Below are 23,329 nucleotides of genomic sequence, written 5' to 3'. Positions count from 1 at the left end.
TTAACTCGCAGCTTTTCAATATTTTAATCGCAACGCCGATGCCGCGCTGGAGTTCAACGCCGCCCTTCGCCTCTGGAGCGGGGCCGGTCGGCAATTCGCAAAATGCCCTGAACAGGGCCGGATCCGGGCCTTCGTCAGGGGCCGGGACGACGTTTCCGCCTGCCACAAATCTGCCGGAAGACACCCCGGATCGCCGGGCCGCAGTTCCCCACAAGCCGCTTCCGCGTGGCGTTTCATACTGTTAATGCCGCGACGACGGACGGGGGGGCCATGACCGGAAAACGCAACCACGAAAAGCTACGGGCGGAAGCCGGAATTGCGGCGGGCGAAGTACGCACGCTCGCCGATATCGCGCGCCTTGCCGGAGTCTCCGCAGGCACCGTCTCACGCGCGCTGGCCGGCAAATCTTTGGTTAACGCCGAGACGCGCGAGCGCATCCGCGCCATTGCCCGTCAACATGGTTTCCGGCCCAACCAGATGGCCAGCCGCCTCCGCTCGCGGCGTACCGGGGTGATCGGCGTGGTCATCCCGCTCGGCCATGAGAAACGGCAACATGTTTCCGACCCCTTCTTCCTCACCCTGCTCGGCTATCTGGCCGACGAGCTGACCGAAGGCGGCTATGACCTCATGCTCAGCCGCGCGATCCCCGACGGGACAAGCGACTGGCTGGAACGCATGACAAGCTCCGGCATGGTCGATGGCGTTATCGTGATCGGCCAGTCCGACCAGTTCGCCGTGATCGAGCAGGTTGCCGCGAACTACCGTCCGCTGGTGGTGTGGGGCCACCAGCGTCCCGGCCAGACGCACTGTGTGGTCGGCACCGATAACGAGGCGGGAGGCCGGATGGCCGCGCGCCACCTGATCGACGCCGGCGCGCGCAGGCTCGTGTTCCTCGGCGACACATCCGGGATGGAGATCGCCATGCGCTTTCGCGGCGCCGCCGCCGAGGCCGAGGCTGCCGGTATCCCGCTCTCGCACCTTTCCGCCGGGCTGGCGGGAGAGGACATGGGCTCGCAGATCCGGAGCGTTCTGGCGGAAATGGACATGGCGGTCGACGGAATCGTTGCCGCTACCGACCTCGTTGCCATGTCGGCTCTGCGCGCGCTTCACGAAATCGGCCGCGCGGTTCCGGGCGACATGCAGGTGATCGGCTACGACAACCTGCCGCTCGCCGCGCAGACGATGCCGCCGCTGACCACGATCCGACAGGAAATCGCGGCCGGTGCCCGCGCCATGGTCGAACGGCTGAAGGCCCGGATAGAGGGCGAGAATGCGCCCGGCCTCGTCATGGCGCCCGCGCTTGTCCGCCGCGCCAGCACGTTGACCAGTACATTGGATTAAGGGACCTGCCACAAGGCATCCGTGGCCAAAAGGATCCATGCCCGAACGGATCCGCACATCACGCCACTTCGCGCTTTCGATCATCCTTCCTTGCCGTTAAGCACCGCTTCGAAGGCCGGCGATGCCGGGTGCGGCTTGGCGGCCGCTTTCGACGAACAGATGCGTTTTTGACGAATGAATACGGGGGAAGGACGGGCGTGACTCGGGACCTTGGCGGCGAGGCACAATGCTGATCGGCATCGATCTCGGGACGACCAACAGTGCAGTGGCGATCTGGCGGGACGGCGCGGCTGGACTCGTGCCCAATGCGCTGGGCGATCTGCTCACACCCTCGGCGGTCAGCATCGCGCGCGACGGTCGCGTCTGGATCGGCCGCGCCGCGCTCGACCGTCTGGCGACTCATCCGGAAGATACCGCCACCAGCTTCAAACGCCGCATGGGCACGGCCGCCAATGCCAAGCTCGGCGGCAAGGAATACGGGGCCGAGGACCTCTCGGCGCTGGTACTGGAAGCGCTGGTCAAGGATGTCGAGGCACTGACCGGCGAGAGGCCGACCGAGGCGGTCATCACGGTCCCCGCGTACTTCAACGACCGGCAGCGCAAGGCCACGCGCCGCGCGGGCGAACTGGCGGGCCTCTCAGTGCGCCGCCTGATCAACGAACCCACCGCCGCCGCGCTCGCGTTCGGCTTGCAGGACAAGGGCGATCGCGAGGCTTTCCTGGTGTTCGATCTGGGCGGCGGCACTTTCGACGTCTCGGTCGTGGAGATGTTCGAGGGCATCGTCGAAGTCCGCGCCTCGGCAGGCGATAACCGGCTGGGCGGCGACGATTTCGACGATGCGCTGGCCGCCCTGATGTCGCCCCGGATCGATCCCGAGGGGAAGCTCTCCGCCCTCCCCGCCGAGCGCCGCGAAGCCCTGCTGAAGCGCGCCGCCGAAACCTGCCGCCGCGCGCTTTCCGCTGCTTCGGAAGCCGAATTCGCCGTGGTGATCGACGAGACACGCCTGGCCGCGACCGTCTCCGAAACCGAATTCGAAGCCGCTTGCGAACCGCTGCTGCGGCGCTTGCGCGAACCTGTAGTGCGGGCCCTGCGGGATTGCGCCATCGATGCCGCCGAGCTTTCCGACGTGGTGCTGGTGGGCGGCGCCACGCGCATGCCGGTGGTGCGCCGCGCGATCACGCGGCTGTTCGGTCGCTTCCCTAATTCCTCGGTCCATCCCGACCATGCGGTGGCGCTCGGCGCCGCGATTCAGGCCGGGCTCGCCGGTCGCGATGCCGCGCTGGACGAGATCCGCATCACCGATGTCTGCCCTTTCACGCTGGGCATCGAAGTGGCCGAGCGTGACGGTTACGGCGGGCTCCAGCGCGGTCTGTTCTCGCCGATCATCGAGCGCAACACGGCCGTTCCGGTCTCCCGCGTGAACACCTATTCAACGCTGTCCGACAACCAGAAGAAGCTGGAATTCGGAATCTATCAGGGTGAGGCCCGCGAAGTGCGCGGCAACGTCAAGCTGGGCGACATGACGGTGCCGGTACCGCCCCGCGCGGCGGGCGAAATCTCGGTGGAGGTGCGCTTTTCCTACGACAGTTCGGGCCTGCTGGAGATCGACGTCCACGTTCCCGAGAACGGCGCTTCACGCAATCTCGTGATCGTCGACGAGGAAGATCGGCCGGACCGCAAGGAGCTGGACCAGCGCCGCGCCGCGCTGGCCCGGCTCAAGCACCATCCGCGCGAGGAGGCGCTCCACGTCGCGCTGATGGCCCGCGCCGAGCGCTGCTATGAGGACCATATCGGCGACCTCCGCCAGATGATCGGCCACTGGATCACCCAGTTCGCCGGCGCGCTCGACAGTCAGGATCCGCGCCGGATCACCGACGCCCGTACCATGCTGGCGACCCGGCTCGACGAGATCGAAAGCGTGGGTCCGTTATGAGCGACGCGTCATCGCAGGGCCGCCATCCCTGGTCGCTGCTGGGCATCGAGCCTACCGCAGAGGCCTCTGTCATCCGCAAGGCCTATGCCGAGCGGCTCAAGGCCATGGATGTCGATAACGACGTGTCCGGCTATGCCCAGTTGCGGCAGGCCCGCGACCTTGCCTTGCGCCTTGCCCGTGTCATGGGTGAGACGCCGGACAGCGATGTTCCGAACGGCACCGAGGATGTCCCGAACGCCACCGAGCGTCCCGAACCTGCCCCCCCGCGCTGGACCTTCGCCGCGCCCGCGCTGCCCGGCGCATGGGATGAGTTCGCCGACCCCGCCGCCCGTCCTCTCGCCACCCAATCGCTGTCGACCAAGCCCGGTGAGCTTGACGCTTCGACCATGCTCGAACGCATGGCCTGGGCCGCGGCCGCCGCGCGCGATACCGAGCAAGGCGGTGTCACCGGCGCGGGCATTCCGCTGACCACCATCGACCCCTTCACGGCCCCGCTGCTCTCGGGCAGCTTCGTCGGCGACGACGCCCTTGGCCTGCGCCCCGGCGAAACCCCGGCCGAGCGGCTGACCATCCTGCTCGATCCCGAGCGGGACAATTCCGGCGAGCCGCTGTCCGAAACCGAAACCCGGCAGGCGACCCGTGCTCTGCGTGCGATCCTTGACGAAGCGACGCAGGCGCACGTCTCGCGCCAGCAGCAGATCGAGGACTGGCTGGCCGAGATCCTCGCACGCGGCTGGCCGCGCTCCGCGCCATTGCTGGAAGATGCCAATCAGGCCTTCGGTTGGGAACGCGAATGGAGCGCCCACGATGCGCGCCCGGCGGTCCAGTTCCTTGGCGCGCGCCTGCGCGGCTATCGTTTCCAGCAGAACGTGCTCCAGCCCGACCACCGCTTCCACAAGGCGTGGAACGAGCTTGTAAAGCCCGGCAAGGCAGGCCCCTTCCGCATGTTGGGCGGCCCGGCGCAAAGCGATGTCGATGCCCTGCTGCGCGGCGTGCGCAAGCATTTCCCGGAACTGGAATCGCACTTCGCGCCCGAACGCGTCGCCTCGTGGGAGAGCGGCAATCGTTTGCTGACGGGGCTGCTGGTGCTGCTGGGCATCCTGGCCTTCGCCATCGTCGTCGCCATCGCCGACAGCTCCAACCCGTCCCCGCATCCGACTCATGATGCCCCCGCCAGCGAGATGCAGGCACCGCAGAGCGGCGAAGTCTCTGACGTGGTCCAGGCCTCGGTCGTCGAGGCATTCGGGCAAGGCCGCGATGCCAGCTGGCTGTGGAAGAACCAGCCCGATCTGGCCCAGACACTCACCTCCAACACGCTGATGGGCGTGCACGCGGGCACCGATCGCGGCGCGATGATCGACAAGGCCGTGACCCTCGTGCGGATGCGCAGCTACCTCAACGGCCGCAAACTTTCAGGCGAGCTGTTCGAAACGGCAATGCAGCTGCGCCTCGTCCAGTTGCAGGCCGCCCGCGAGCAGAGCGCTCACGCCTGCAGGCAAATGAGCGATTCCGGCTGGCTGGACGGCGCCCTGCCGCTTTCGCCCGAGCAGCGCGCGAAGGAGCGGGCCTTCGCCGCGCGTCTGGTTGAGCAGCACGCGCTCGGCATGCCCAAGCCGGACGGACAGCACAGCGCGATGATTCCGGGTGAGCTGATCGGCAAGATCCTCAAGTCAACGAAACTGGGCCAGAACGACGTGATCGCCGCGCTCAACGGCAAGGGCAGCGATGCCCACCGCTGCGCCGTGACGATTGCTCTGCTCGAAGCCACGCTGGACTGGACCGGCAGCAATCGCCGGGACATCCTGATGACGCTCTGAAAATTTATGTAACCGCACTTATGTAACCGCTGGGCGGCCCGCGACGAACTCCCGACAACGAGTGACACGGGAGTTGCCGCGATGCCGATCCGTCCTGTCCCCCTGGCCATCATGGTCGCGGCCGGAATTGCCGGAACCGCGCTTACCCTGACGCTGCCGCGCTCCGAGTCCGCGCAAGCCGCCGCCCTACCCGCGCCGCCGCCGGAAGCCGTCAAGCCCACGGGCCGGCAGGTGGCCGTGCTTGCGGGCGGGTGCTTCTGGGGCATGGAAGGCGTTTTCGAGCACGTGCGCGGGGTCGTCTCGGTGACTTCGGGCTATGCCGGCGGAGACCGCGCCAAGGCCAATTACGATGCGGTTTCCTCCGAAACCACCGGCCATGCCGAGGCAGTGCGGATCGTCTACGACCCGGCCAAAGTCACCTACGGCCAACTCTTGCAGGTCTATTTCGGCGTGGCGCACGATCCCACGCAAGTAAACGGCCAATACCCCGATCGCGGTCCCAGCTACCGCTCGGCGATCTTCCCGCAAAACGACGCCCAGCGCCAACTCGCCGCCGCCTATATTGCCGCGCTTGGCAAGGCCCATAGCTTCGACAAGCCGATCGCGACGAAGATCGAGAACGGGACCTTCTTTCCCGCCGAATCCTGGCATCAGGACTTCATGCGCCGCAATCCCGGCAACGGCTATATCCAGCGCTGGGATGCGCCCAAAGTGGCGGCTTTGAAAACGCGGTTTCCGCAGTTTTATGTGGGTTAGCGCGGGTTTTCGGGCGAATCTTTGGTTTCACTCACCCCGCTCATCCTGAGCTTGTCGAAGGATGGAAGCCTCGCGCCACGCCGCCGGGGGCTTCGACAGGCTCAGCCTAAGCGGGATTGAGGGAGTTAGGTTGAGCCGAGTGCGCCCGGTGGCAGACACGAGACCTCATCCCGCTCCGCGTCATCCTGAACTTGTTTCAGGATCCATTTGGCGGTCTGCCTCGGACGGCAGCGCGAAGAGCGCGGCGATTACAAGTTGCTGATCGAAGCACAGCGTAGACGGCAAGATGGATCCTGAAACAAGTTCAGGATGACGCGTGTTTTTTTACCGGCCCCGCCCCGGCCAGCCCCAATTACACCTCAGCCGAAATCGCCAGTCCCGCCGCCCGCGCGCTCGCCCAGGCCCATTGGAAGTTGTAGCCGCCCAGCCAGCCGGTCACATCGACCGCCTCGCCGATGGCATAGAGACCCGGCATCTTGCGCGCCTCCATGGTCTTGGACGAAAGCGCCCCGGTGTCGATGCCGCCCGCCGTCACTTCGGCCTTGGCGAAGCCTTCCGAACCGTCGGGCACGAACGGCCAGCGCGCCAGCTTCGTCTCCGCCGCCGAAAGCGCCTTGTCGGACATCATGCCGAGTTCTCCGGACAGTCCCAGCCTTTCGCACAGCACTTCAGCCAGACGTTCGGGCAGGCCCTCGCCCAGAACCTTGCGCAAAGTGGTGCGCGGGCGCTCACGCTTGGCGTCCTTGAGCCAGCCTTCGGCGCGATCAGGCAGGAACTGCGTCGTTACCGTCTGCCCGCGCTGCCAGTAGCTGGAAATCTGGAGGATCGCCGGGCCGGACAGCCCGCGATGGGTAAACAGCGCCGCCTCGCGGAAAGCCGCCTTGCCGCCGGCCTTGCCCTCTATGCGGGTAATCACTTCGGTCGACACGCCCGAAAGGTCGCGGAACAGCGCCTCGTCGCCCGGCAGTGTCAGCGGCACCAGCGCCGGGCGCGGCTGCACGATCTTGAGGCCGAACTTGCGCGCAAGGTCGTAGGCGAAGCTGGTCGCGCCCATTTTCGGGATAGACGGCCCGCCGGTGGCGATCACCAGCGCGGGAGCCGTGGCGATGCGGTTGCCGTAGGCGACGCGGTAGAGGCCGTCGGCGTGGTCGATCTCGCCCAGCGCATCGCCGCAGTTCAGCGTGACGCCGCCCTTGGCGCATTCATCCAGCAGCATCGCCACGATCTGCTTGGCCGATCCGTCGCAGAACAGCTGGCCCAGGGTCTTTTCGTGCCAGGCGATGTCGTAGGATTCCACCAGCGCGAGGAAATCGGCGGCGGTGTAGCGGCTCAGCGCCGACTTGGCGAAGTGCGGATTGCCGGAAAGGTAGCGATCGGGCGCGGTATCGACGTTGGTGAAGTTGCAGCGTCCGCCGCCGGAGATCAGGATCTTCTTGCCCGGCTGGTCGGCGTGGTCGAGCAGCAGCACGCGCTTGCCGCGCTGTCCGGCGGTGGCGGCGCAGAACAGTCCTGCGGCACCGGCGCCGAGGACGATGGCGTCGTAAGCGTCGCTCAAGGCATCCGTCCTTCGACAAGCTCAGGACGAGCGGCGTGTACGATGCAGGGCACAATTCCCCGCTCATGCTGAGCTTGTCGAAGCATCCCCGCCACGTCCGAACCGGCAAGCTCAGGGCGTGCAATGTGAAGGACGCGGGGCGCAATCCCCCGCTCATGCCGAATATTTGGAAACATCACTGCGAGACCGGCGCCAGTTCCAGCGCCAGCGCTTCCGCCACGCGAATGCCGTCGACCGCCGCCGAGAGAATGCCGCCGGCATAGCCCGCGCCCTCGCCCGCCGGGTAGAGGCCGCGCGTGTTGAGGCTTTGCAGATCCTTGCCGCGCGTGATGCGCACGGGCGAAGAGGTGCGCGTCTCCACCCCGGTCATCACCACGTCGGGATGGTCGTAGCCCGGCACCTGACGGCCGAACACCGGCAGCGCCTCGCGGATTGCGTCGACCACGAAATCGGGCAGGCACTGCTTGAGTTCGGTCAGGTGGACGCCCGGCTGGTAGCTGGGGGTCACTTCGCCGAATTCGGTGGAGGGCCTGTCCGCCAGGAAATCGCCCAGCTTCTGGCCCGGCGCCTTGTAGTTCGAGCCGCCCGCCTTGAAGGCCAGTTCCTCGAACTTGCGCTGGAAGGCCACGCCCGCCAGCGGGTCGCCGGGGTAGTCCTTGTCCGGATCGATATCGACGACGAGGCCCGAGTTGGCGTTGAATTCGGCGCGCGAATACTGGCTCATGCCGTTGGTGACGACGCGGCCTTCCTCGCTGGCCGCCGCCACCACCCGGCCGCCGGGGCACATGCAGAAGCTGTAGACCGTACGGCCGTTGGAGGCCTTATGCGCGATCGAATAAGCCGCCGCGCCGAGGATCTTGTTGCCCGCGTTGTCGCCATAGCGCGCAGTGTCGATCCAGCTTTGCGGATGCTCGATACGCACGCCGATGGCGAAGGGCTTGGCCTCCATGTAGACGCCGCGATTGTGCAGCACCTCGAAGGTGTCGCGCGCCGAGTGGCCCACCGCCATGATGACATGGCTGGCGGGCAGGAACTCTCCGTTCGAAAGGTGCAGGCCGGTGATGCGGCGGGTGCCGTCGGTATCCTCGGCGATCTCGAAATCGTCGACGCGGGTGCCGAAGCGGTATTCGCCGCCGAGTTGCTCGATCGTCTCGCGCATCGACATCACCATGGTGACGAGGCGGAACGTGCCGATGTGCGGGTGCGCTTCGGTGAGGATGTCGTCCGGCGCGCCGGCCTTGACGAATTCGGTCAGCACCTTGCGGCCGAAATGGCGCGGGTCCTTGATGCGGCTGTAGAGCTTGCCATCGGAGAACGTGCCAGCCCCGCCCTCGCCGAACTGCACGTTGCTTTCGGGGTCGAGCACCGAGCGGCGCCAGAGGCCCCAGGTGTCCTTGGTACGTTCGCGCACGGCTTTGCCGCGTTCGACGATGATCGGCTTGAAGCCCATCTGCGCCAGGATAAGCGCGGCGAGCAGCCCACAAGGGCCGGTGCCGATCACCACCGGGCGCTGGCCGGACCAACCCTCCGGCGCGTGGGTGACGAACTTGTAGCTGGTGTCGGGCGTGGGCCGCACGTGCTGGTCGTCGTGGAAGCGGGCGAGCAGCGCGGCCTCGTCCTTCACCACGAGATCGAGCGTGTAGACAAGCTTGATCGCGCTCTTGCGGCGCGCATCGTTGCCCCGGCGCACCACGGTCATGCGTTCGAGATCGGCAGGCGTGATACCGAGGCGCGTGCAAACGGCAGCCTCAAGGTCGGCCGGAGCGTGGTCCAGCGGCAAGGTAAGGTCGGAAAGGCGGATCATCCGCGCGCCCTTATACCCGATCGCTGCCGGGCGCCACGGCTTTGCGGGCTATTCCGAGAGGAGGCCTGCAAGCCACTGCGAAGCCTCGGCAATCGCGCGGTCCGCCAGCTTGGCTACGGCCATCGCCTCAAGGAAGCTGTGCGTGGCGCCGGGATAGACGCGCAGTTCCGCCTGCGGCAGGCGCGCGGCCATCGCCCGGTTCTCGTCCAGCAGCACGTCGCATTCGGCCACGCAGAGCCATGCCGGCGGCAGGCCGGAAAGGTCCGCCAGCAAGGGGCGCGCCAGCGGATCGGAGATGGGGTCCGGCCCGAGATAGGTCGCCCAGAACTCGTCCATTTCGGGGCCGGTGAGCATGTAGCGGTCCCCGTCGCCGTAGCGGGTGTAGCTTTCGGTCCAGCTGCCGTCCCAGGCGCCATAATTGAGCAGCAGGCCGCGCGGTAGCGCCTTGCCCTGCCCACGCCGGACGAGCGTTGCCGCTACCGCCAGATTGGCTCCGGCGCTGTCTCCGCCGATGACCTGACGCGATGGGTCCAGTCCGTGCGTGGCGCCTTCGCCGTCCAGCCAGTCGAGCACGTCACCGATGGCATGGATCGCGGCCGGGAACGGATGCTCGGGCGCGAGCGGATAGTCGATGCCGAGTACCGCGCAGCCGCTGCGGCCCGCATATTCGCGCATCAGGCGGTCATGCGTGTCGATGCTGAACAGCGTCCAGCCGCCGCCATGGAGATAGACAAGGACGGGCAGATCAGGCCTGTCGGAGGGCCGATGGATGCGGATCCGTGTGCCGGAGGGGCCTACCGCGAGATCTTCGCTGGAATGCATCGCCGGGCCGCCGCGCGTCCATGGCGCGCGCTGACGCTCGGCAATCGCGCGCCGCTCGGGCGCGGAAAGGCCGGGCCGCGATCCCAGCGCGGCGGAGGCGGCGAACATCCGATCCAGCCAGGCGCGGATTTCGGGATCGACATCGTCGTTGTCGTTCTGGCTTTCGGGGATCGTAATCATGATCTGAGAATAGATCGCGGCCCGGCGCGAGGGAATCGCCGGGCCGCGAAGTGTGTCAGAAGTCAGCCGAGAGCGAGACCTTGAACGTGCGCGGCTGGCCCTGAAGGATCGAGGTCGCGAACGTATCGAAGGCCGAGGCCCAGTAGCGCTTGTTGGCCACGTTATCGACGTTGAAGCGCACAGTGACAGGCACGTCACCGGCGGCCAGAACGTAGCGGGCACCAAGGTTGAACACCGCCCAGTCCGGCAGGCGGATGGTGTTGGCCGCATCGACCCACTGCTTGCCGGTGTAGGTCACACGGCCGGTCAGCGTCAGGCCCGGGAGCATCGGCGTGTCCCATTCGAGGTTGGCGTTGGCGGTCCAGTCCGGCACGCCCTTGGCGTCCTTGCCCTCGGTCGAGGGAAGGCTGGTGCGCAGCTGCTTGGCATCGTTGACGGCAAGACCGGTGATCAGGCGCAGGCCGTGCGCAAGCTCGCCATTGACCGTGAATTCCACGCCGCGGTTCCGCTGGAGACCAAACACGCCAAAGGTCAACAGGTTCAGGCCGTCATCGGGCGTGAGGTCGATCGCATAGGAGTTGGGCAGCTTGATCTGGTAAAGCGCCAGACCCACGAACATCGGGCCCACCTTGGCCTTGCCGCCGAACTCGTACTGCGTGCTCTTGTAGGGCGAGAAGACTTCGTTCTGGTTGGTCGTGCCCAGCGGCGCGATCGAGCCGGGCTGAAGCGCCTCGATGCGGTTGGCATAGAGCGAAACCCCGTCCACCGGCTTGACCACAAGGCCGATCACCGGCGTCACCGCACTGGATTCGTAGACCGAATCGAGCAGGCCGCCATTGTAGGCATTGTAGCTCTTGGTCTCGATCGATTGCAGGCGCAGACCGGCGGTCAGCAGGATGTGATCGTTCCAGAAGCCGATCGTATCGGATGCGAAGACGCTCCACAGCTTGTTGCGCGTGATCGGGAACGGATCGTCAAGGTTGCCGCCGACGAATACCGACGCGGGCAGGTCGATCTGGACCGGATTGTAGAAGTTATTGGGAACGCCGTTGAAATCGGTGCCATAGCGGAAGTCGAAGGCGTTGCGGTTGACCTGCCAGTTGAGCGAGCCGCCGATGTTGAATTCTTGCGTGATCTCGCTGCCCAGCTTGATGCGCGTACCGAACTCAAGAGCTTCGTTGTTGTCGGTGCGCGGCACGTAGAGCGCGGTAACGTAGCCGTCGCCGGTCACCGCGTCGTTGACCGAGATGCCGCCATAGATGCCCCGCTCCGAACCGTCGCGCGCGCCGGCCTTGGCATAGAGCAGCACGTTGTCGGCCAGATCATACTCGACATTGAGCATGCCGAAGATGTCGCGCAGCTTGGAGTAGGTATAGTCTTGCGCGTAATTGGCATCGGCCTTGGGCACGCGCGGCAGGGTGGTGGAAAAGATCGTCACTTTCGGGCGCAGGTTGTCCACGCGGACCTGCTGGTAGGCCAGGTCGAGCGAAACGCGCAGCTTGTCACCGCTATAGTCGATACCGGCCCCGAGCACGCGGGTACGGCGGTCCTCACCCTTGATGCCGAGATTGCCGTCCTGATAGCTGCCGTTGACGCGCACGCCCCAGCGACCGTCGGCCGAACGGCGGGCCACGTCGAAGCTGCCCAGCCAGTGGGAATCCGAAGTGAAGCCTGCCGTCACGCGCGTGAGCGGATCGTTGCCCGCGCGCTTCAGCAGCAGATTGACGCTGCCGCCAACGCCCGAGCCGCCCGGCGCCGCGCCGTTGAGGAAGGCCGAGGCGCCGTTCAGCACCTGCACGCTCTCGAACAGTTCGGGCGCGATCAGCTGGCGCGGCGTAATGCCGTAAAGGCCATTGAGGCCGATATCATCGCCGAACAGTTCGAAGCCGCGGATCACGAAGGTTTCGGCGGCATTGCCGTAACCGTACGTCGTGCGGACGGTGGGATCGTTGTCGAGCACTTCACCCAGCGAGCGCGGCTGCTGGTTGAGGATCAGCGTCTCGTCGAAGCTGCGCAAGTTGAACGGCACGTTCTCCGCCGCCTGGTTACCCAGCACGCCTGCGCCGCCGCCGTTTTCGACATGCGTGGCGTTCACCCGCTGCGCGCGGACGATGATGTCGTCAGAGCTGCCGGACGAAGCCGGTGCTGCGGCCGATGCCGGTGCTGCTGCCGCCTCAGCCTCATCGGCCATGGCCTGGCCCGAGAAGCCGCAAAGCGCGGCGGCAATGACAAGCCCGCTGGCGTGCAGACGTGCGGTTTTGGTGATCTTCGCGACACTCGACATAGCGATATTCGACATACTGGCCCTCATGTATTCGCGACGTTCGTTGCGCTGTTGCGCTAATGCGAATTGGTCGCATTTAGACGGTCTTCCCTGCGACCGCCAGCGTGAAAATTATAAGTGCGTTAGTCCCTTGCAGAGATCCAACCGATATCGCCCAGGTGGTCCAACCGTGCTCATCCGTAGACCTTGGTCCCGCCAAGGTGCGTGGAGACCACTTGCGCCTTGTCGATGGTTTCCGGGTCGATCGCGGTAAGGTCCCGGTCCCACACGACAAAATCGGCAAGGCGGCCGGGAGCAAGGGTTCCGGTATCCGCTTCCGACCGCCCGGCAAAGGCGGCGCCGCGGGTGTAGCAGAGCATTGCATCGTGGATCTCGACACGCTGCTCGGGATACCAGCCCTTGGGATTGGCCCCGTCGAGCGTTTCGCGCAGGACCGCTGCCTTGAGGCCGGTGAGCGGATCAATGGGGGCCACTGGCCAGTCCGATCCGAAGCTGACATGGGCGCCGCTTTTGATCAGCGATTCAAAGGCATATGTGGTCTTGAGGCGCTCCGGGCCGATGCGGCGCACGGCCCAGCGGCCATCGTCGACCGCGTGGAACGGCTGGACCGATGCGATCACGCCCTGCTCGGCAAAGCGGCCGATGCTGGCGGGATTGAGGTGCTGGGCATGCTCGATGCGGCCGCGCCGGTCGCGCGGGCCGTTGATCCGTGCGACTTCCTCCCACATGTCGAGCACCATGTCGTTGGCCCGGTCGCCGATGGAATGGGTGGCGATCTGGAAGCCCGCCGCATCGGCCTCTCGCATCAGCCCGCGCATTTCCTCGGGGTCCGTCACGGTGATGCCGCGCGTCTTGGGATCGTCGAGATAAGGCTCGTAGAACAAGGCCGTACGCGAACCGAGCGAGCCGTCGAACACGACCTTGCAGCCGCCCCAGCGCACGAATTCGTCGCCGCGCCCTTCGGCTTTCACGATTTCCGCCAGCTTCTTCCAGTCCTTGAGCGGGATCATCGCGTAGAAGCGGAAAGGCAGCTCTCCCGAAGCGCGCATGCGGCGGGCGGATTCGAAAGTGTTCCAGTCGATCCCGGTCTCGTGGACTTGCGTCACGCCCTTCGATAGCGCCAGAGCGATGCCGCGCCGGTTGGTGGCATCGCGCTGCGCGGCGGTCGGTTCGGGAATGCGGCCGAGCACCATGTCCTTGGCCGCGTCCTTGAACACGCCGGTGAGCCGCCCCTTGGCGTCGCGCACGATCACGCCGCCAGGCACCTCGGGCGTATCGTCGCCAAGGCCGAGCATTTTCAGGCCGAGCGAGTTCACCACCACCATGTGCAGGTCGTAGCGGACCACCGCGACCGGGGTCTGCGGCGTCACCGCGTCGATCCAGTCGCGATTGGGCAGTTCGCCGCCCCAGGAATCGTTGTCCCAGTTGCCGCCTTGCAGCCACTGCCCGGCGGGCATCGTCCTTGCCGCTTCCGCCACCGCGCGGACGAAGGCCTCGCGGCTATTGGCCTGCCGCAGCGAGGGCTGGCCGATGGTCGCCGATCCCATCGTGAAGTGGACGTGGCAGTCGGTGAAGCCCGGCGTGACGAAGGCCCCGCCAAGATCGATCACCCGCGTCGCCTTGCCTGCCAGACTGCGCGTGGCTTCATGGCCCAGCGCGACGACGCGCGAGCCGACCAGGCCGATCGCATCGGTGAAGACATCGCGGCCCTCGCCTGTCCAGATCCGGCCATTGGTGTAGATGGTGTCGACCGGCGTGGCGCCTGCCCATGCCGCCTGGCTGTAGAGGAACGTGCCCGCCGCCACGCCGCCCGCGCGATTGAGGAAAGTGCGGCGGTCGAAACGTGTCATGATGCGGTCCCGTCAGGCTATCTGTCTGAAAGGAACTTGCGGTGGCGGATTGGAACCCGAAACGGCCAAGTTGCAAATTTATGAGGGGTCCAACCCGACTTCGCTTATCGCGTCGCTTCGGCAAGTGCGGCGATGGCGCGCGCCGCCTCGCCATCGTTGAGGCTGGCAAAGCCCAGCCGCAGTCCCTTGTCCGCCGTGTCACGCGTCATGAAAGAGTGGTGGCTGGCGAAGCGCAGGCCCTGCGCGCGGGCGCGTTCCTCGATGGCCTCAAGATCGCCGCGGAACTTCACCCAGAAGGCGAGCCCGCCGTCCGGTACCGCGAAGGCGATGCGGTCTCCCAGATGCGCGTCGAGCAGCGCCGCGAAGGACTGGCGGCGCTCGGCATAGACGCGCCAGGCCTTGCGCGAGTGGCGGCGCAATTCGCCATTGGCGATCAGTTCGGCGGCGGCTTCCTCGGTCACCGTGTTGCCCATGCCGTCGGTCAGCGAGACGCGGTGTGCAAGGGCGTCGATCACGTGCTCCGGCGCAGCGAGATAGCCGATGCGCAGCGCCGGCAGCAGCAGCTTCGACATCGAGCCAAGGTAGAGCACCTGCCCCGGCGCATAGGCCGCCATCGGCAGCAACGGCTGCGACTGGAAGTGGAATTCGTGGTCGTAATCGTCCTCGATCACTGCGACGCCGAACTGGCGCGCGATCTCCAGAAGCTGGAGCCGCCGCTCGGGCCGCATGGCGATGGTGGTGGGGAACTGGTGGTGCGGCGTCACGAAGATCGCGCGCACGGCATGGCGGCGGCACATCGCCTCGACTTCGGCCACGTCGATGCCTTCCTCGTCAAGGCCGACGGGAACCACCCGGCCGCCCAGCGCGCGGATTGCCGCCACGGCAGGCTCGTACGTCAGTTCCTCGACGATCACCGCGTCGCCCGGCTCGATCAGCACCTGAAGCGCCAGGAACAGCCCGTTCTGGCTGCCGCGCGTGATGCAGATATTGGCCGCCGTCACCGCCAGGCCGCGCTGGCTGCGCAGCATGTCCGCCACTTGCTCACGCAGGCTCTGGGCGCCGCGCGGGTCGCGGTATTGCAGGCGATTGGCGCGCGAGGCGCGGCTGATCGCGGAACGATAGGCGCGGGCGAGCTGGTCGGCGGGGAACAGGCGGCCATCGGGCGCGCCTTCGTCGAGCTTGATGCCGCGTCCGGCGGGCAGCGCCAGCGACCGCGCGGGCGGCTCGGCGAAGCGATAGTGGATCTGCCCGGTGCGCGGCTCGGGCTCCGGCGAGGCGGCCTGCCGCGATGGCTCCTGCGCCGAGGCGCCGACTGGCAGCGAGGGCGAGACCCCAACGGGCAGCGCCCGCGATATCATTGTCCCGCGCGTGCCCTCGGTCGAAAGCCAGCCCTGCGCGATCAGGTCCTCGTAAGCGAGCACCACGGTCTTGCGATTGACGCCCAGTGCGTTAGCCAGTTCACGGCTGCTCGGCAGGTAAGTGCCCGATGCCAGCCGACCGGTTTCGATATCGCGGATCAGGGCGCGGATGATCTGCATGTAGATCGGCGTCCCGCGCTCGGGATCGATACGTTCGCTCAGGGTGACCTGCCAGGGACGCAGCATGCTTCGACTCCGTTCGGGGTTCTTGTTCTCGGGCGATCCAGCAGGCTTGCTAGCAGCGGGACTCTGCTTGGACCATCGAAATATTCGGTATTGGACATTGCCCGGGGGCCAGTTCCCCAAGATCAGCAAGGGCGCCGTCCTGCGCCACGAACCACCCGGAACCAGACCATGACCGCCTCCTTCTTCCTCTCCACCTTGCCAGAGGCCCGCCCGCAATGATGGATCCGCGCTTCCGCCAGTTCGGCGCCGACGATGTGCAGCGGCTGATCGCCGAATATCCGCTCGCCTGGGTGCTCTCTCCCGGCGCCCCGGCCGCCTCTGCCAGCCTCCTGCCGATGCTGGGTACTTATGACGCGGACGGCATGCTGACCGGCCTTGTCGGCCACATGTCGCGCGGGAACCCGCTCTGCGCACTGTTCGCGGCCGATCCGGCAGCGCAGTTCCTGTTCACCGGCCCACAGGGGTATGTCTCGCCCGAACATGCCGGGCGGCGGCGCTGGGGCCCGACATGGAACTACGCCGCGCTGCGGATCGAGGCCGAAGTGCGCGTGGATGCAGACCTGACGGCCGAAGCGCTGGACCGCCTTGTCGAGGCTTGCGAACGCGGCCGCGCGCAGCCATGGACGGTCGCGGAATTGCAGGAGCGATATACCGGAATGCTGGGGGCAATCATTGGCTTCGAGGCCCGCGTCACGGCGCTGGACGGCACTTTCAAGCTGGCGCAGGACGAAGATGGCGAGGTGCTGGACCGCCTGCTTGAAGTCCATCCCGATGCGCCCCTGCGCGCATGGATGGAGCGCATGAACAAGACGCGCCTCACGTGATCCGCAGGTTCGTTCCCGCGCTGCTGCTCGCCAGCGCGCTCGCCCTTCCCGCCATGGCGCAATCGGGCCTTCCAATGCCGCCCGCCCGGGTGCTGACGCTCCATCCCGAACGGACGACATGGACTTCCGTGTCGGTCTCGCCCGATGGCAGGACGCTGGTCTTCGACGTGCTGGGCGATCTCTTCACCATGCCCGCAAGCGGCGGCAAGGCCCGGCAAATCAGCGAGGGCCTTGCCTTCGATTCCCAGCCGGTGTTCTCGCCGGACGGCCAGTGGATCGCCTTTGTCAGCGACCGCAGCGGCGCCGAAAACGTCTGGATCGCCCGGCCCGACGGCAAGCAGGCACGGCAGATCACGCGGTTCGACGACGATACCGCCCTCGCCTCTCCGATCTGGAGCGCGGATGGCCGGTCGATCATGGCCAGCCGCTTCCGGCCGGACCTCAACAACTACGAATTTTGGCAATTCCCGCTCTCGGGCGAGGCGCGCCTGCTGGTTCCGGTCAAGCCCAAGGACGGCGCCCCGCGCGCCGAATGGCGCTCGACACTGGGCGCCACCGCCACGCCGGACGGCAAGGCGGTCTACTACGCGCGCCGTACCGACGGCCTTGAATTCGACATGCCCACGCGCTGGACGATCCTGCGCCGCGATCTCGCCACGGGAACCGAGACCGAGGTGATTGCCGGAACCGGCGCGCGCGGCACCAAGGAAGAGACGTTCTTCGCCCCGCTGCTCTCGCCCGATGGCCGCTGGCTGGCCTATGTCACCCGGCGTGAGGGGCTGAGCCGCCTGCGCGTGCGCGACCTGACCACCGGCGAAGACAAGGCGCTGGGCGATACCGAACTGGACGCCATGCAGGCCTCCTCGTGGATGGGCATGGTGCCGTCGATGGCGTTCACGCCGGACAGCGCAGCGGTGATCCTCAGCCACGGCGGCCGCTTCGAACGGCGCGAGATCGCCACAGGCCGGAGCACGACCATCGACCGCGCGATCACCGCGCGCGTGGCGGTCGGCGCCTCCACCCGCTTCGCCATGCGCGAGGAAACCGGCCCGGTCGAGGCGAAGCTCGCGATGGGCCCCGCGCCCTCGCCCGACGGCAAGCATGTGGCTTTCGCCGCGCTCGACGGGATCTGGGTGCAGGACCTCGGCACCGACAAGGCCCGCCGTCTTTCGCTTGGTGAAGGCATTGAAGCCCCCGCGCAGCCAAGCTGGTCGCCGGACGGCAAGACGCTGGTCTTCGTGACATGGAGCGAGCGCGCCGGTTCGGCGATCTGGACCGCACCCGCCGATGGCAGCGCGCCGGCAACGCGCGTGGCCGCAATGCCCGCCTATTACCGCTTCCCGGCCTTCACGCCGGATGGGGCGACGATCCTCGTCCTGCGTTCGGCGCTGGAGGAGCGGCGGCAGACGAACTTCGAATTCGGCCCGCTGCGCCGGGGCCAGCTCGTCGCGATGGCGCGCGACGGCAGCGGCGCGCGCGTGCTCACCGAGGGCACGCTGGGGGGCAAGCCGCACTTCGCGGCCAGTGCACCGGGCAGCGTATTCCTGCTCAACGACGCGGGCCTCGCGCGGGTCGACATAGCCTCAGGCAAGCTCTCGCCCGTCGCCCATGTCACCGGCCCGGGCTGGTACTTTGCCGAGGGCAACGCCGATGCCGACGACTTGCGGATCAGCCCGGACGGCCGCACCGTTGCCGCCGCCATTGCCGACCGCGTCTACGTTATGTCCACGCCTGCCGATCCCGCGAAGGAGATCGACGTGCTGGCGCCCGGCACGCCCGCGAAAGTCCTGCCCGGCATGGGCGCGGACTGGTTTGAATGGAGCGCAGCGGGCACGCTCGACACCGTGAACGGCACGCTGTTCTCCCGCCGAAACGTGGCGGACGGGCAGGAACTGGCCGCCATGCGCCTTGAAGCCACCGCCCCGCGCGTGGCGCCGCAAGGCTCGCTGCTGCTGCGCGGCGCCCGGGTCCTGACCATGGCCGATGGTGACCGGGTGATCGACAACGCCGACGTGCTCGTCACCGGAGACCGCATTGCCGCCGTGGGCCCGCGCGGCACGCTTACGGTGCCCGATGGCGCGCAAGTGCGCGACGTGACCGGCAAGACCATCCTGCCCGGCTTCATCGACGATCACGATCATGTGGGCGAGATCCGCCGCAACAATCCGTCCAACGAGCTGTGGGGCATGCGCGCGCGGCTGGCCTATGGCGTGACCACCAGCTTCGATCCCTCGACGCTGTCGCCCGATCATCTGGCCTATCAGGGCCTTGTCGATGCGGGATATGTACTGGGGCCGCGCATGCGTTCTACCGGGACGGCGGTGTTCTCCAAGCAGCGCATCACCTCGCTCGACGACGCGCGGCGCGTGCTTTCGCGCTATTCCGAAGGCTATCGCACCAGCAATCTCAAGGAATACCGCACCGGCAGCCGCGCCGTGCGGCAATGGGTTTCCATGGCCGCGCGCGAGCAGCACTTGCTGCCCACGACCGAGGGTGCGCTCTCGCTCAAGCTGGACCTGACGCAGATCCTCGACGGCTATGCGGGCAACGAGCATGCCCTGCCCGCCCCCGTGTTGGGCGACGACGTGATCGCGCTGATGAAGGCGATGCGCACCAGCTATGTCACCACGCTCAGCATCACCAATTCCGGCTCGCCCGCGACCGACTGGTTCGTCGCCCATGACGATCCGGTGGTGGACGACAAGCTGCGCCGCTTCTGGCCCGCTCCGGCGATCCGCCAGAAGATCGCCCTCGGCCGCGATTTCCACCCGCTTGAGGAGACGCGTTTCCCGCAGATCGCACGCGATGCGGGGACTTTCGCGCAGGCGGGCGGCCTGCTCGGCATGGGAGCGCACGGCGAAGTGCCGGGCATCGGCTATCACTGGGAAATGGAAGCGCATCAGGTGGGCGGCATGACGCCGCTGGCCGTGCTCCACGCCGCCACGGCGGGCGCGGCGGAGACGATCGGCCGCCTTGCGGACCTTGGCACGATCGAACCCGGGAAGCTCGCCGACATGGTGATCCTCGACACCGATCCGCGCGGAGACGTGCGGGCCGCGCGCGAAATCGCCTCGGTGATGCGCGGCGGCTTCCTCTATGAAGCGGCCACGCTGCGGGAACTCTGGCCGGTCGCGGGCGATGCGCCGAAGGCCTGGTTCGAGGGGATGAGCGACGAACAATGGCTGCCGCTGGTGGATTCCCGGCGCCCGGACGAACCGGAACATTGACCGAACCGATGCCGTCTCGATCCGGTACGGCATCGGTTTCGAATTGATTGTATTAAAAGGCCGATCCCTCCGTCCCGGCACAAATACACGTTGCCTGCCCCAATCATTGCACGCTAGAATTGGTATTATCCCAGGGGGGATTTCAAATAGACGTGCCCGATTCATTCGCCGTGGAAATCCATGGCGAACCATTTCGGCATCGGGGGGAAATCGACGTGGCGGGCAGGTGCGGTCTTGCGGCAATCCTCTGGGGATTGGGCGCATTGACATGGTGTGCAGGAATAGTGGGCGCGCAGGCGGCACCTGTGCCTTCCCGTTCCTCCCCCGCGCGCCCATCTTCGGCGGAAAGCTTTTCGATCGGCGGCGCCGGTCCGGCCTGCGAGGTGCAGGGCGTGGAAATGGGCGCGGCCCGCGCTTCGGTGTTCGATCGGAAATGGGCGATCCTCTGCGCCGACGTCACCCGTCCGGTAGGCAGCGCATGGCAATTGCGGGGCGAGACGGACGCCGCTGCCCGGCTTGAGGGCACGCGCGACGAAGCCTTGGCCTGCCTCGATCCCGCCGCCGCCTTTTCCGCCGATGGCGCTACCTGCACCGGAAGCCGCACCGGCCTTTCGTGGCGCGTCTACAGACGGCGCACGGCTGACGGCATCGTCGCGGTGGAAGGACTGGCGGCCTATGATCCGGCGCTGCGCCTCGCGCTGGCCTCGCTGGTCGAGGACCGCGTCGCCAGCGGTTCGGTCGCCATTGCCAACCTCGGCGGCGCCGACGCGCTGAGCCTTGCTAAGGCCCGCGCCGCCAATGGCGACGCCGCGCAATTGCTGGGTCAGGGCTATCGCGGCAACAGCGCCGGGTCCTATGCCGAAGCGGCCGAGTTCTTCGCCGCCGCCCCGGCCTTGCTGGCCCAGATGCAAGGCGGCGACAGTGCGCAGCAACCCGCCCGGCGGCACGAAGCGCTGATCAATTACGCGCTCCAGCTTTCCAATCTCGGCGACTTCACGCAGGCCCGCATCCGCTTTGCCGAGGCCGAGGCGATGAAGCTGGCCGATCCCGTGCAGGCCCGCCTCGCTCGCAATTACAGCGCGATCGACGCCATCAACCGCGGCGCACTGGACGAGGCTCTGGCGGCGCTTGACCGCCCAGTGCCGCAGTTCGTGCCCGCCGTTTCGGCCGAGGGCGCGCTTACCATTGACCGCCGCACCGCCGACGGGCTCAATGCCGGTTCGGCAGCGCAGCTCACCGGGCTGCTGGGCCAGCCGGGCACACTCTCGCCGCAGGACCGCGCCGCACTGATCGATGCGCAGGCGCTCCAGCTTCGCGGCACCGTCCTGCGGCTTCAGGGCCGCCCGGACGATGCCCGCACCGCGCTGGAAGCCGCCCAGCGCCAGACGCTGCAAGTGCAGGACGGCCGCATCGTCTCGGCCACCCGCATGCGCGCGCAGATCCTCTCCGAAATCGCGCTGGTGGACGAGGCGCAGGGCCGCTTCGGCGCCGCCGAAAGCAGCCTGCGCGCGGCCCTTGATCTGGTCGACAGCCGCTATCCGGACAGCGCCTCGGTCAATGTCGTCCGCGCGCGGCTCGCCGGTTTCCTCGCCCGTCGCGGGGAGCGTGAACCGGCGCTCGCGCTCTACCGCGCGGTCGTGGCCGACACGGTGGCCAGCCACGGCGCGCTGGTGGGCATGGAAAACCTCATGCGCCCCTACTTCGACCTGCTTTCGGGCGGCGAAGCGGGCACCCATGACCGCGATGCCGTGGCTGCCTTGTTCGAGGCGGCGCAACTGCTCGAATCCTCGGGCGCGGCAGATACGCTGAGCCAGCTTTCGCGCCAGCTTGCCGGCGGATCGGACGATGCCGCCACGCTCTATCGCCGCTCGCTCGGGCTGAGCCGCGAACTGGAACGCACCCGTATCGAGATCGCCCGCCTCGGCCAGCCGGACCCGAGCGGCCAGCAGACCGCCACCGCCGCGCTCGACGCACTGCGCACGCGGCAGGCCCAGCTCGAACAGGCGCAGCTTGAGGCGATGCAGGCGCTTGCCGCCTATCCCCGCTACCGCGCGGTGGCCCAGCGCACTGTGCCGCTGGCCGAGATGCGCGGCGGGCTCGAACCCGGCGAGGGCTATCTCAAGCTCGCCCAGCTCGCGGGCGGCATCTACGCGATCTATTTCGACGCCGGCACCGATCAGGTCCTCGCGTGGAAAACCGCCATGGACGCGGCGCAGACCGAGCAGGCGGTGAACACCCTGCGCGATTCGATCTCGCTGACGATCAACGGCGTGCAGTCCACCTATCCTTTCGACGTGGACACCGCCGTCACGCTGGACAAGGCCCTGCTCAGCCCTGCACGCGAACGGATCGCAGGCCTCTCGCACCTGATCTTCGAGCCCGACGGCGCGCTGAAGCGCCTGCCGATCAACCTGCTGACCGACGACGGCAAGGGCGTTGCCGCCTATCACGCGCGGGTCAAGGCCGGCGGCGACGAGTACGATTTCACCGGCATCGGCTGGCTTGGCCGCAACCTTGCGGTCTCCACCGCGCTCTCGGCTGCCAGCTTCCGCGACGCGCGCGCGGCACCGGCCTCGAAGGCCCAGCGCGCCTATCTCGGCCTTGGCAACAATGTCCCGCTCGGGCCGGTGGCGGAGCACGCGATGCTGCGTTCGGGCGGCGAAACCGCCATCGACAGCGACTGTTCCTGGCCGGTTTCGACGTGGAACCAGCCGATCTCGCCGCTCGAACTCCAGCAGGCCGCCGGGCTCTTCGGAAATCGCGGCACCGCGCTGATGACCGGCGCGGCTTTCACCGACACCGCCATCGAGGCGCGCGGAGACCTTGCGACGTTCCGCGTGGTCCACTTCGCAACCCACGGCCTCGTCACCGCGCCGCACACCGGCTGCCCGGTACGCCCTGCCCTGCTGACCTCGTTCGGCGGCGCCGGTTCGGACGGGTTGCTCTCGTTCGGCGAGATCTTCGACCTGCACCTCGATGCCGACCTCGTCGTGCTCTCGGCCTGCGACACTGCCTCCGGGGCCAGCCTCGACGCCACGCGCGAAGCGGGCCTGTCGAGCGGCGGCGGGCAGGCGCTGGACGGTCTGGTGCGCGCCTTCATCGCCGCCGGGGGCCGTCAGGTGATCGCCAGCCACTGGCCCGCGCCGGACGATTACAACGCCACCGAGCGGCTGTTCAACGGCTTCTACCAGTCCGGCCAGGCCACATCGATCGGTGCCGCTTTCACGGCCTCGCAGCGCCGCCTGATGGACGATCCGGCAACCTCGCATCCTTATTACTGGGCGGGTTTCGCGATCATCGGCGATGCCGCCCGCCCGGTGCCGGGGCGCTGA

The 23,329-nt window shown here is 67.3% G+C and carries 13 protein-coding genes; 7 read left to right on the top strand and 6 right to left on the bottom strand.

Annotation, left to right across the window (positions count from 1 at the left end):
• The first annotated feature begins 270 nt into the window (after nt 1-270).
• From EDF56_RS16815 to msrA, 4 genes are all read left to right on the top strand, one after another.
• Complete coding sequence (locus EDF56_RS16815; protein WP_132389442.1) at nt 271-1,341, top strand: LacI family DNA-binding transcriptional regulator; 1,071 nt, start codon at nt 271-273, stop codon at nt 1,339-1,341.
• 226 nt (nt 1,342-1,567) lie between these two features.
• A complete protein-coding gene (locus EDF56_RS16810; protein ID WP_132389440.1) occupies nt 1,568-3,274 on the top strand; it encodes a molecular chaperone HscC in 1,707 nt (568 codons plus the stop codon).
• Nucleotides 3,271-5,091 (top strand): hypothetical protein, encoded by a 1,821-nt coding sequence (locus tag EDF56_RS16805; RefSeq protein ID WP_132389438.1) that lies wholly within the window; start codon nt 3,271-3,273, stop codon nt 5,089-5,091. The genes EDF56_RS16810 and EDF56_RS16805 overlap by 4 nt, the downstream gene beginning before the upstream one ends.
• A gap of 81 nt (nt 5,092-5,172) precedes the next feature.
• Nucleotides 5,173-5,847: a peptide-methionine (S)-S-oxide reductase MsrA gene (gene msrA / locus EDF56_RS16800; RefSeq protein ID WP_132389436.1), complete on the top strand. Its 675-nt coding sequence runs from the start codon at nt 5,173-5,175 to the stop codon at nt 5,845-5,847.
• A 352-nt stretch (nt 5,848-6,199) separates the two neighbouring features.
• Here the strand turns inward: msrA and EDF56_RS16795 are convergent, their stop codons facing one another.
• The 6 genes from EDF56_RS16795 to EDF56_RS16770 form a co-directional block, all read right to left on the bottom strand.
• Nucleotides 6,200-7,402: an NAD(P)/FAD-dependent oxidoreductase gene (locus EDF56_RS16795; protein WP_132389434.1), complete on the bottom strand. Its 1,203-nt coding sequence runs from the start codon at nt 7,400-7,402 to the stop codon at nt 6,200-6,202.
• A 175-nt stretch (nt 7,403-7,577) separates the two neighbouring features.
• Nucleotides 7,578-9,206: an NAD(P)/FAD-dependent oxidoreductase gene (locus EDF56_RS16790; protein WP_132389432.1), complete on the bottom strand. Its 1,629-nt coding sequence runs from the start codon at nt 9,204-9,206 to the stop codon at nt 7,578-7,580.
• A 48-nt stretch (nt 9,207-9,254) separates the two neighbouring features.
• On the bottom strand, nt 9,255-10,208 hold the full coding sequence (locus tag EDF56_RS16785) for an alpha/beta hydrolase (protein WP_132389430.1): 954 nt from the start codon (nt 10,206-10,208) through the stop codon (nt 9,255-9,257).
• Nucleotides 10,209-10,263: 55 nt separating this feature from the next.
• A complete protein-coding gene (locus tag EDF56_RS16780) occupies nt 10,264-12,507 on the bottom strand; it encodes a TonB-dependent receptor (protein WP_243652653.1) in 2,244 nt (747 codons plus the stop codon).
• Nucleotides 12,508-12,665: 158 nt separating this feature from the next.
• Nucleotides 12,666-14,342: an amidohydrolase gene (locus EDF56_RS16775; RefSeq protein WP_132389428.1), complete on the bottom strand. Its 1,677-nt coding sequence runs from the start codon at nt 14,340-14,342 to the stop codon at nt 12,666-12,668.
• A gap of 104 nt (nt 14,343-14,446) precedes the next feature.
• Nucleotides 14,447-15,946, bottom strand: a complete 1,500-nt coding sequence (locus EDF56_RS16770) for a PLP-dependent aminotransferase family protein (protein WP_132389426.1) — start codon at nt 15,944-15,946, stop codon at nt 14,447-14,449.
• A gap of 215 nt (nt 15,947-16,161) precedes the next feature.
• On the opposite strand from EDF56_RS16770, the gene EDF56_RS16765 reads away from it, so the two are divergent.
• The 3 genes from EDF56_RS16765 (at nt 16,162) to EDF56_RS16755 (ending at nt 23,329) form a co-directional block, all read left to right on the top strand.
• On the top strand, nt 16,162-16,770 hold the full coding sequence (locus EDF56_RS16765) for an FMN-binding negative transcriptional regulator (RefSeq protein WP_132389424.1): 609 nt from the start codon (nt 16,162-16,164) through the stop codon (nt 16,768-16,770).
• Nucleotides 16,767-19,997 (top strand): amidohydrolase family protein, encoded by a 3,231-nt coding sequence (locus EDF56_RS16760; RefSeq protein ID WP_132389422.1) that lies wholly within the window; start codon nt 16,767-16,769, stop codon nt 19,995-19,997. Before EDF56_RS16765 ends, EDF56_RS16760 begins: the two co-directional genes overlap by 4 nt.
• A 305-nt stretch (nt 19,998-20,302) precedes the next feature.
• On the top strand, nt 20,303-23,329 hold the full coding sequence (locus tag EDF56_RS16755; protein WP_243652652.1) for a CHAT domain-containing tetratricopeptide repeat protein: 3,027 nt from the start codon (nt 20,303-20,305) through the stop codon (nt 23,327-23,329).

This window comes from Novosphingobium sp. PhB165, from assembly GCF_004341845.1.
Lineage (GTDB): Bacteria > Pseudomonadota > Alphaproteobacteria > Sphingomonadales > Sphingomonadaceae > Novosphingobium.
Note: the sequence above shows the minus strand (reverse complement) of the source record. Positions and strands in the feature narration are given on the sequence as shown.

What these genes read in the sequence shown, in the direction of transcription:
- EDF56_RS16815 (WP_132389442.1), top strand. Translation starts at nt 271, where the DNA reads ATGACCGGAAAACGCAACCACGAAAAGCTACGGGCGGAAGCCGGAATT.
- EDF56_RS16810 (WP_132389440.1), top strand. Translation starts at nt 1,568, where the DNA reads ATGCTGATCGGCATCGATCTCGGGACGACCAACAGTGCAGTGGCGATC.
- EDF56_RS16805 (WP_132389438.1), top strand. Translation starts at nt 3,271, where the DNA reads ATGAGCGACGCGTCATCGCAGGGCCGCCATCCCTGGTCGCTGCTGGGC.
- msrA (WP_132389436.1), top strand. Translation starts at nt 5,173, where the DNA reads ATGCCGATCCGTCCTGTCCCCCTGGCCATCATGGTCGCGGCCGGAATT.
- EDF56_RS16790 (WP_132389432.1), bottom strand. Translation starts at nt 9,206, where the DNA reads ATGATCCGCCTTTCCGACCTTACCTTGCCGCTGGACCACGCTCCGGCC.
- EDF56_RS16785 (WP_132389430.1), bottom strand. Translation starts at nt 10,208, where the DNA reads ATGATTACGATCCCCGAAAGCCAGAACGACAACGACGATGTCGATCCC.
- EDF56_RS16780 (WP_243652653.1), bottom strand. Translation starts at nt 12,507, where the DNA reads ATGTCGAATATCGCTATGTCGAGTGTCGCGAAGATCACCAAAACCGCA.
- EDF56_RS16775 (WP_132389428.1), bottom strand. Translation starts at nt 14,342, where the DNA reads ATGACACGTTTCGACCGCCGCACTTTCCTCAATCGCGCGGGCGGCGTG.
- EDF56_RS16770 (WP_132389426.1), bottom strand. Translation starts at nt 15,946, where the DNA reads ATGCTGCGTCCCTGGCAGGTCACCCTGAGCGAACGTATCGATCCCGAG.
- EDF56_RS16765 (WP_132389424.1), top strand. Translation starts at nt 16,162, where the DNA reads ATGATGGATCCGCGCTTCCGCCAGTTCGGCGCCGACGATGTGCAGCGG.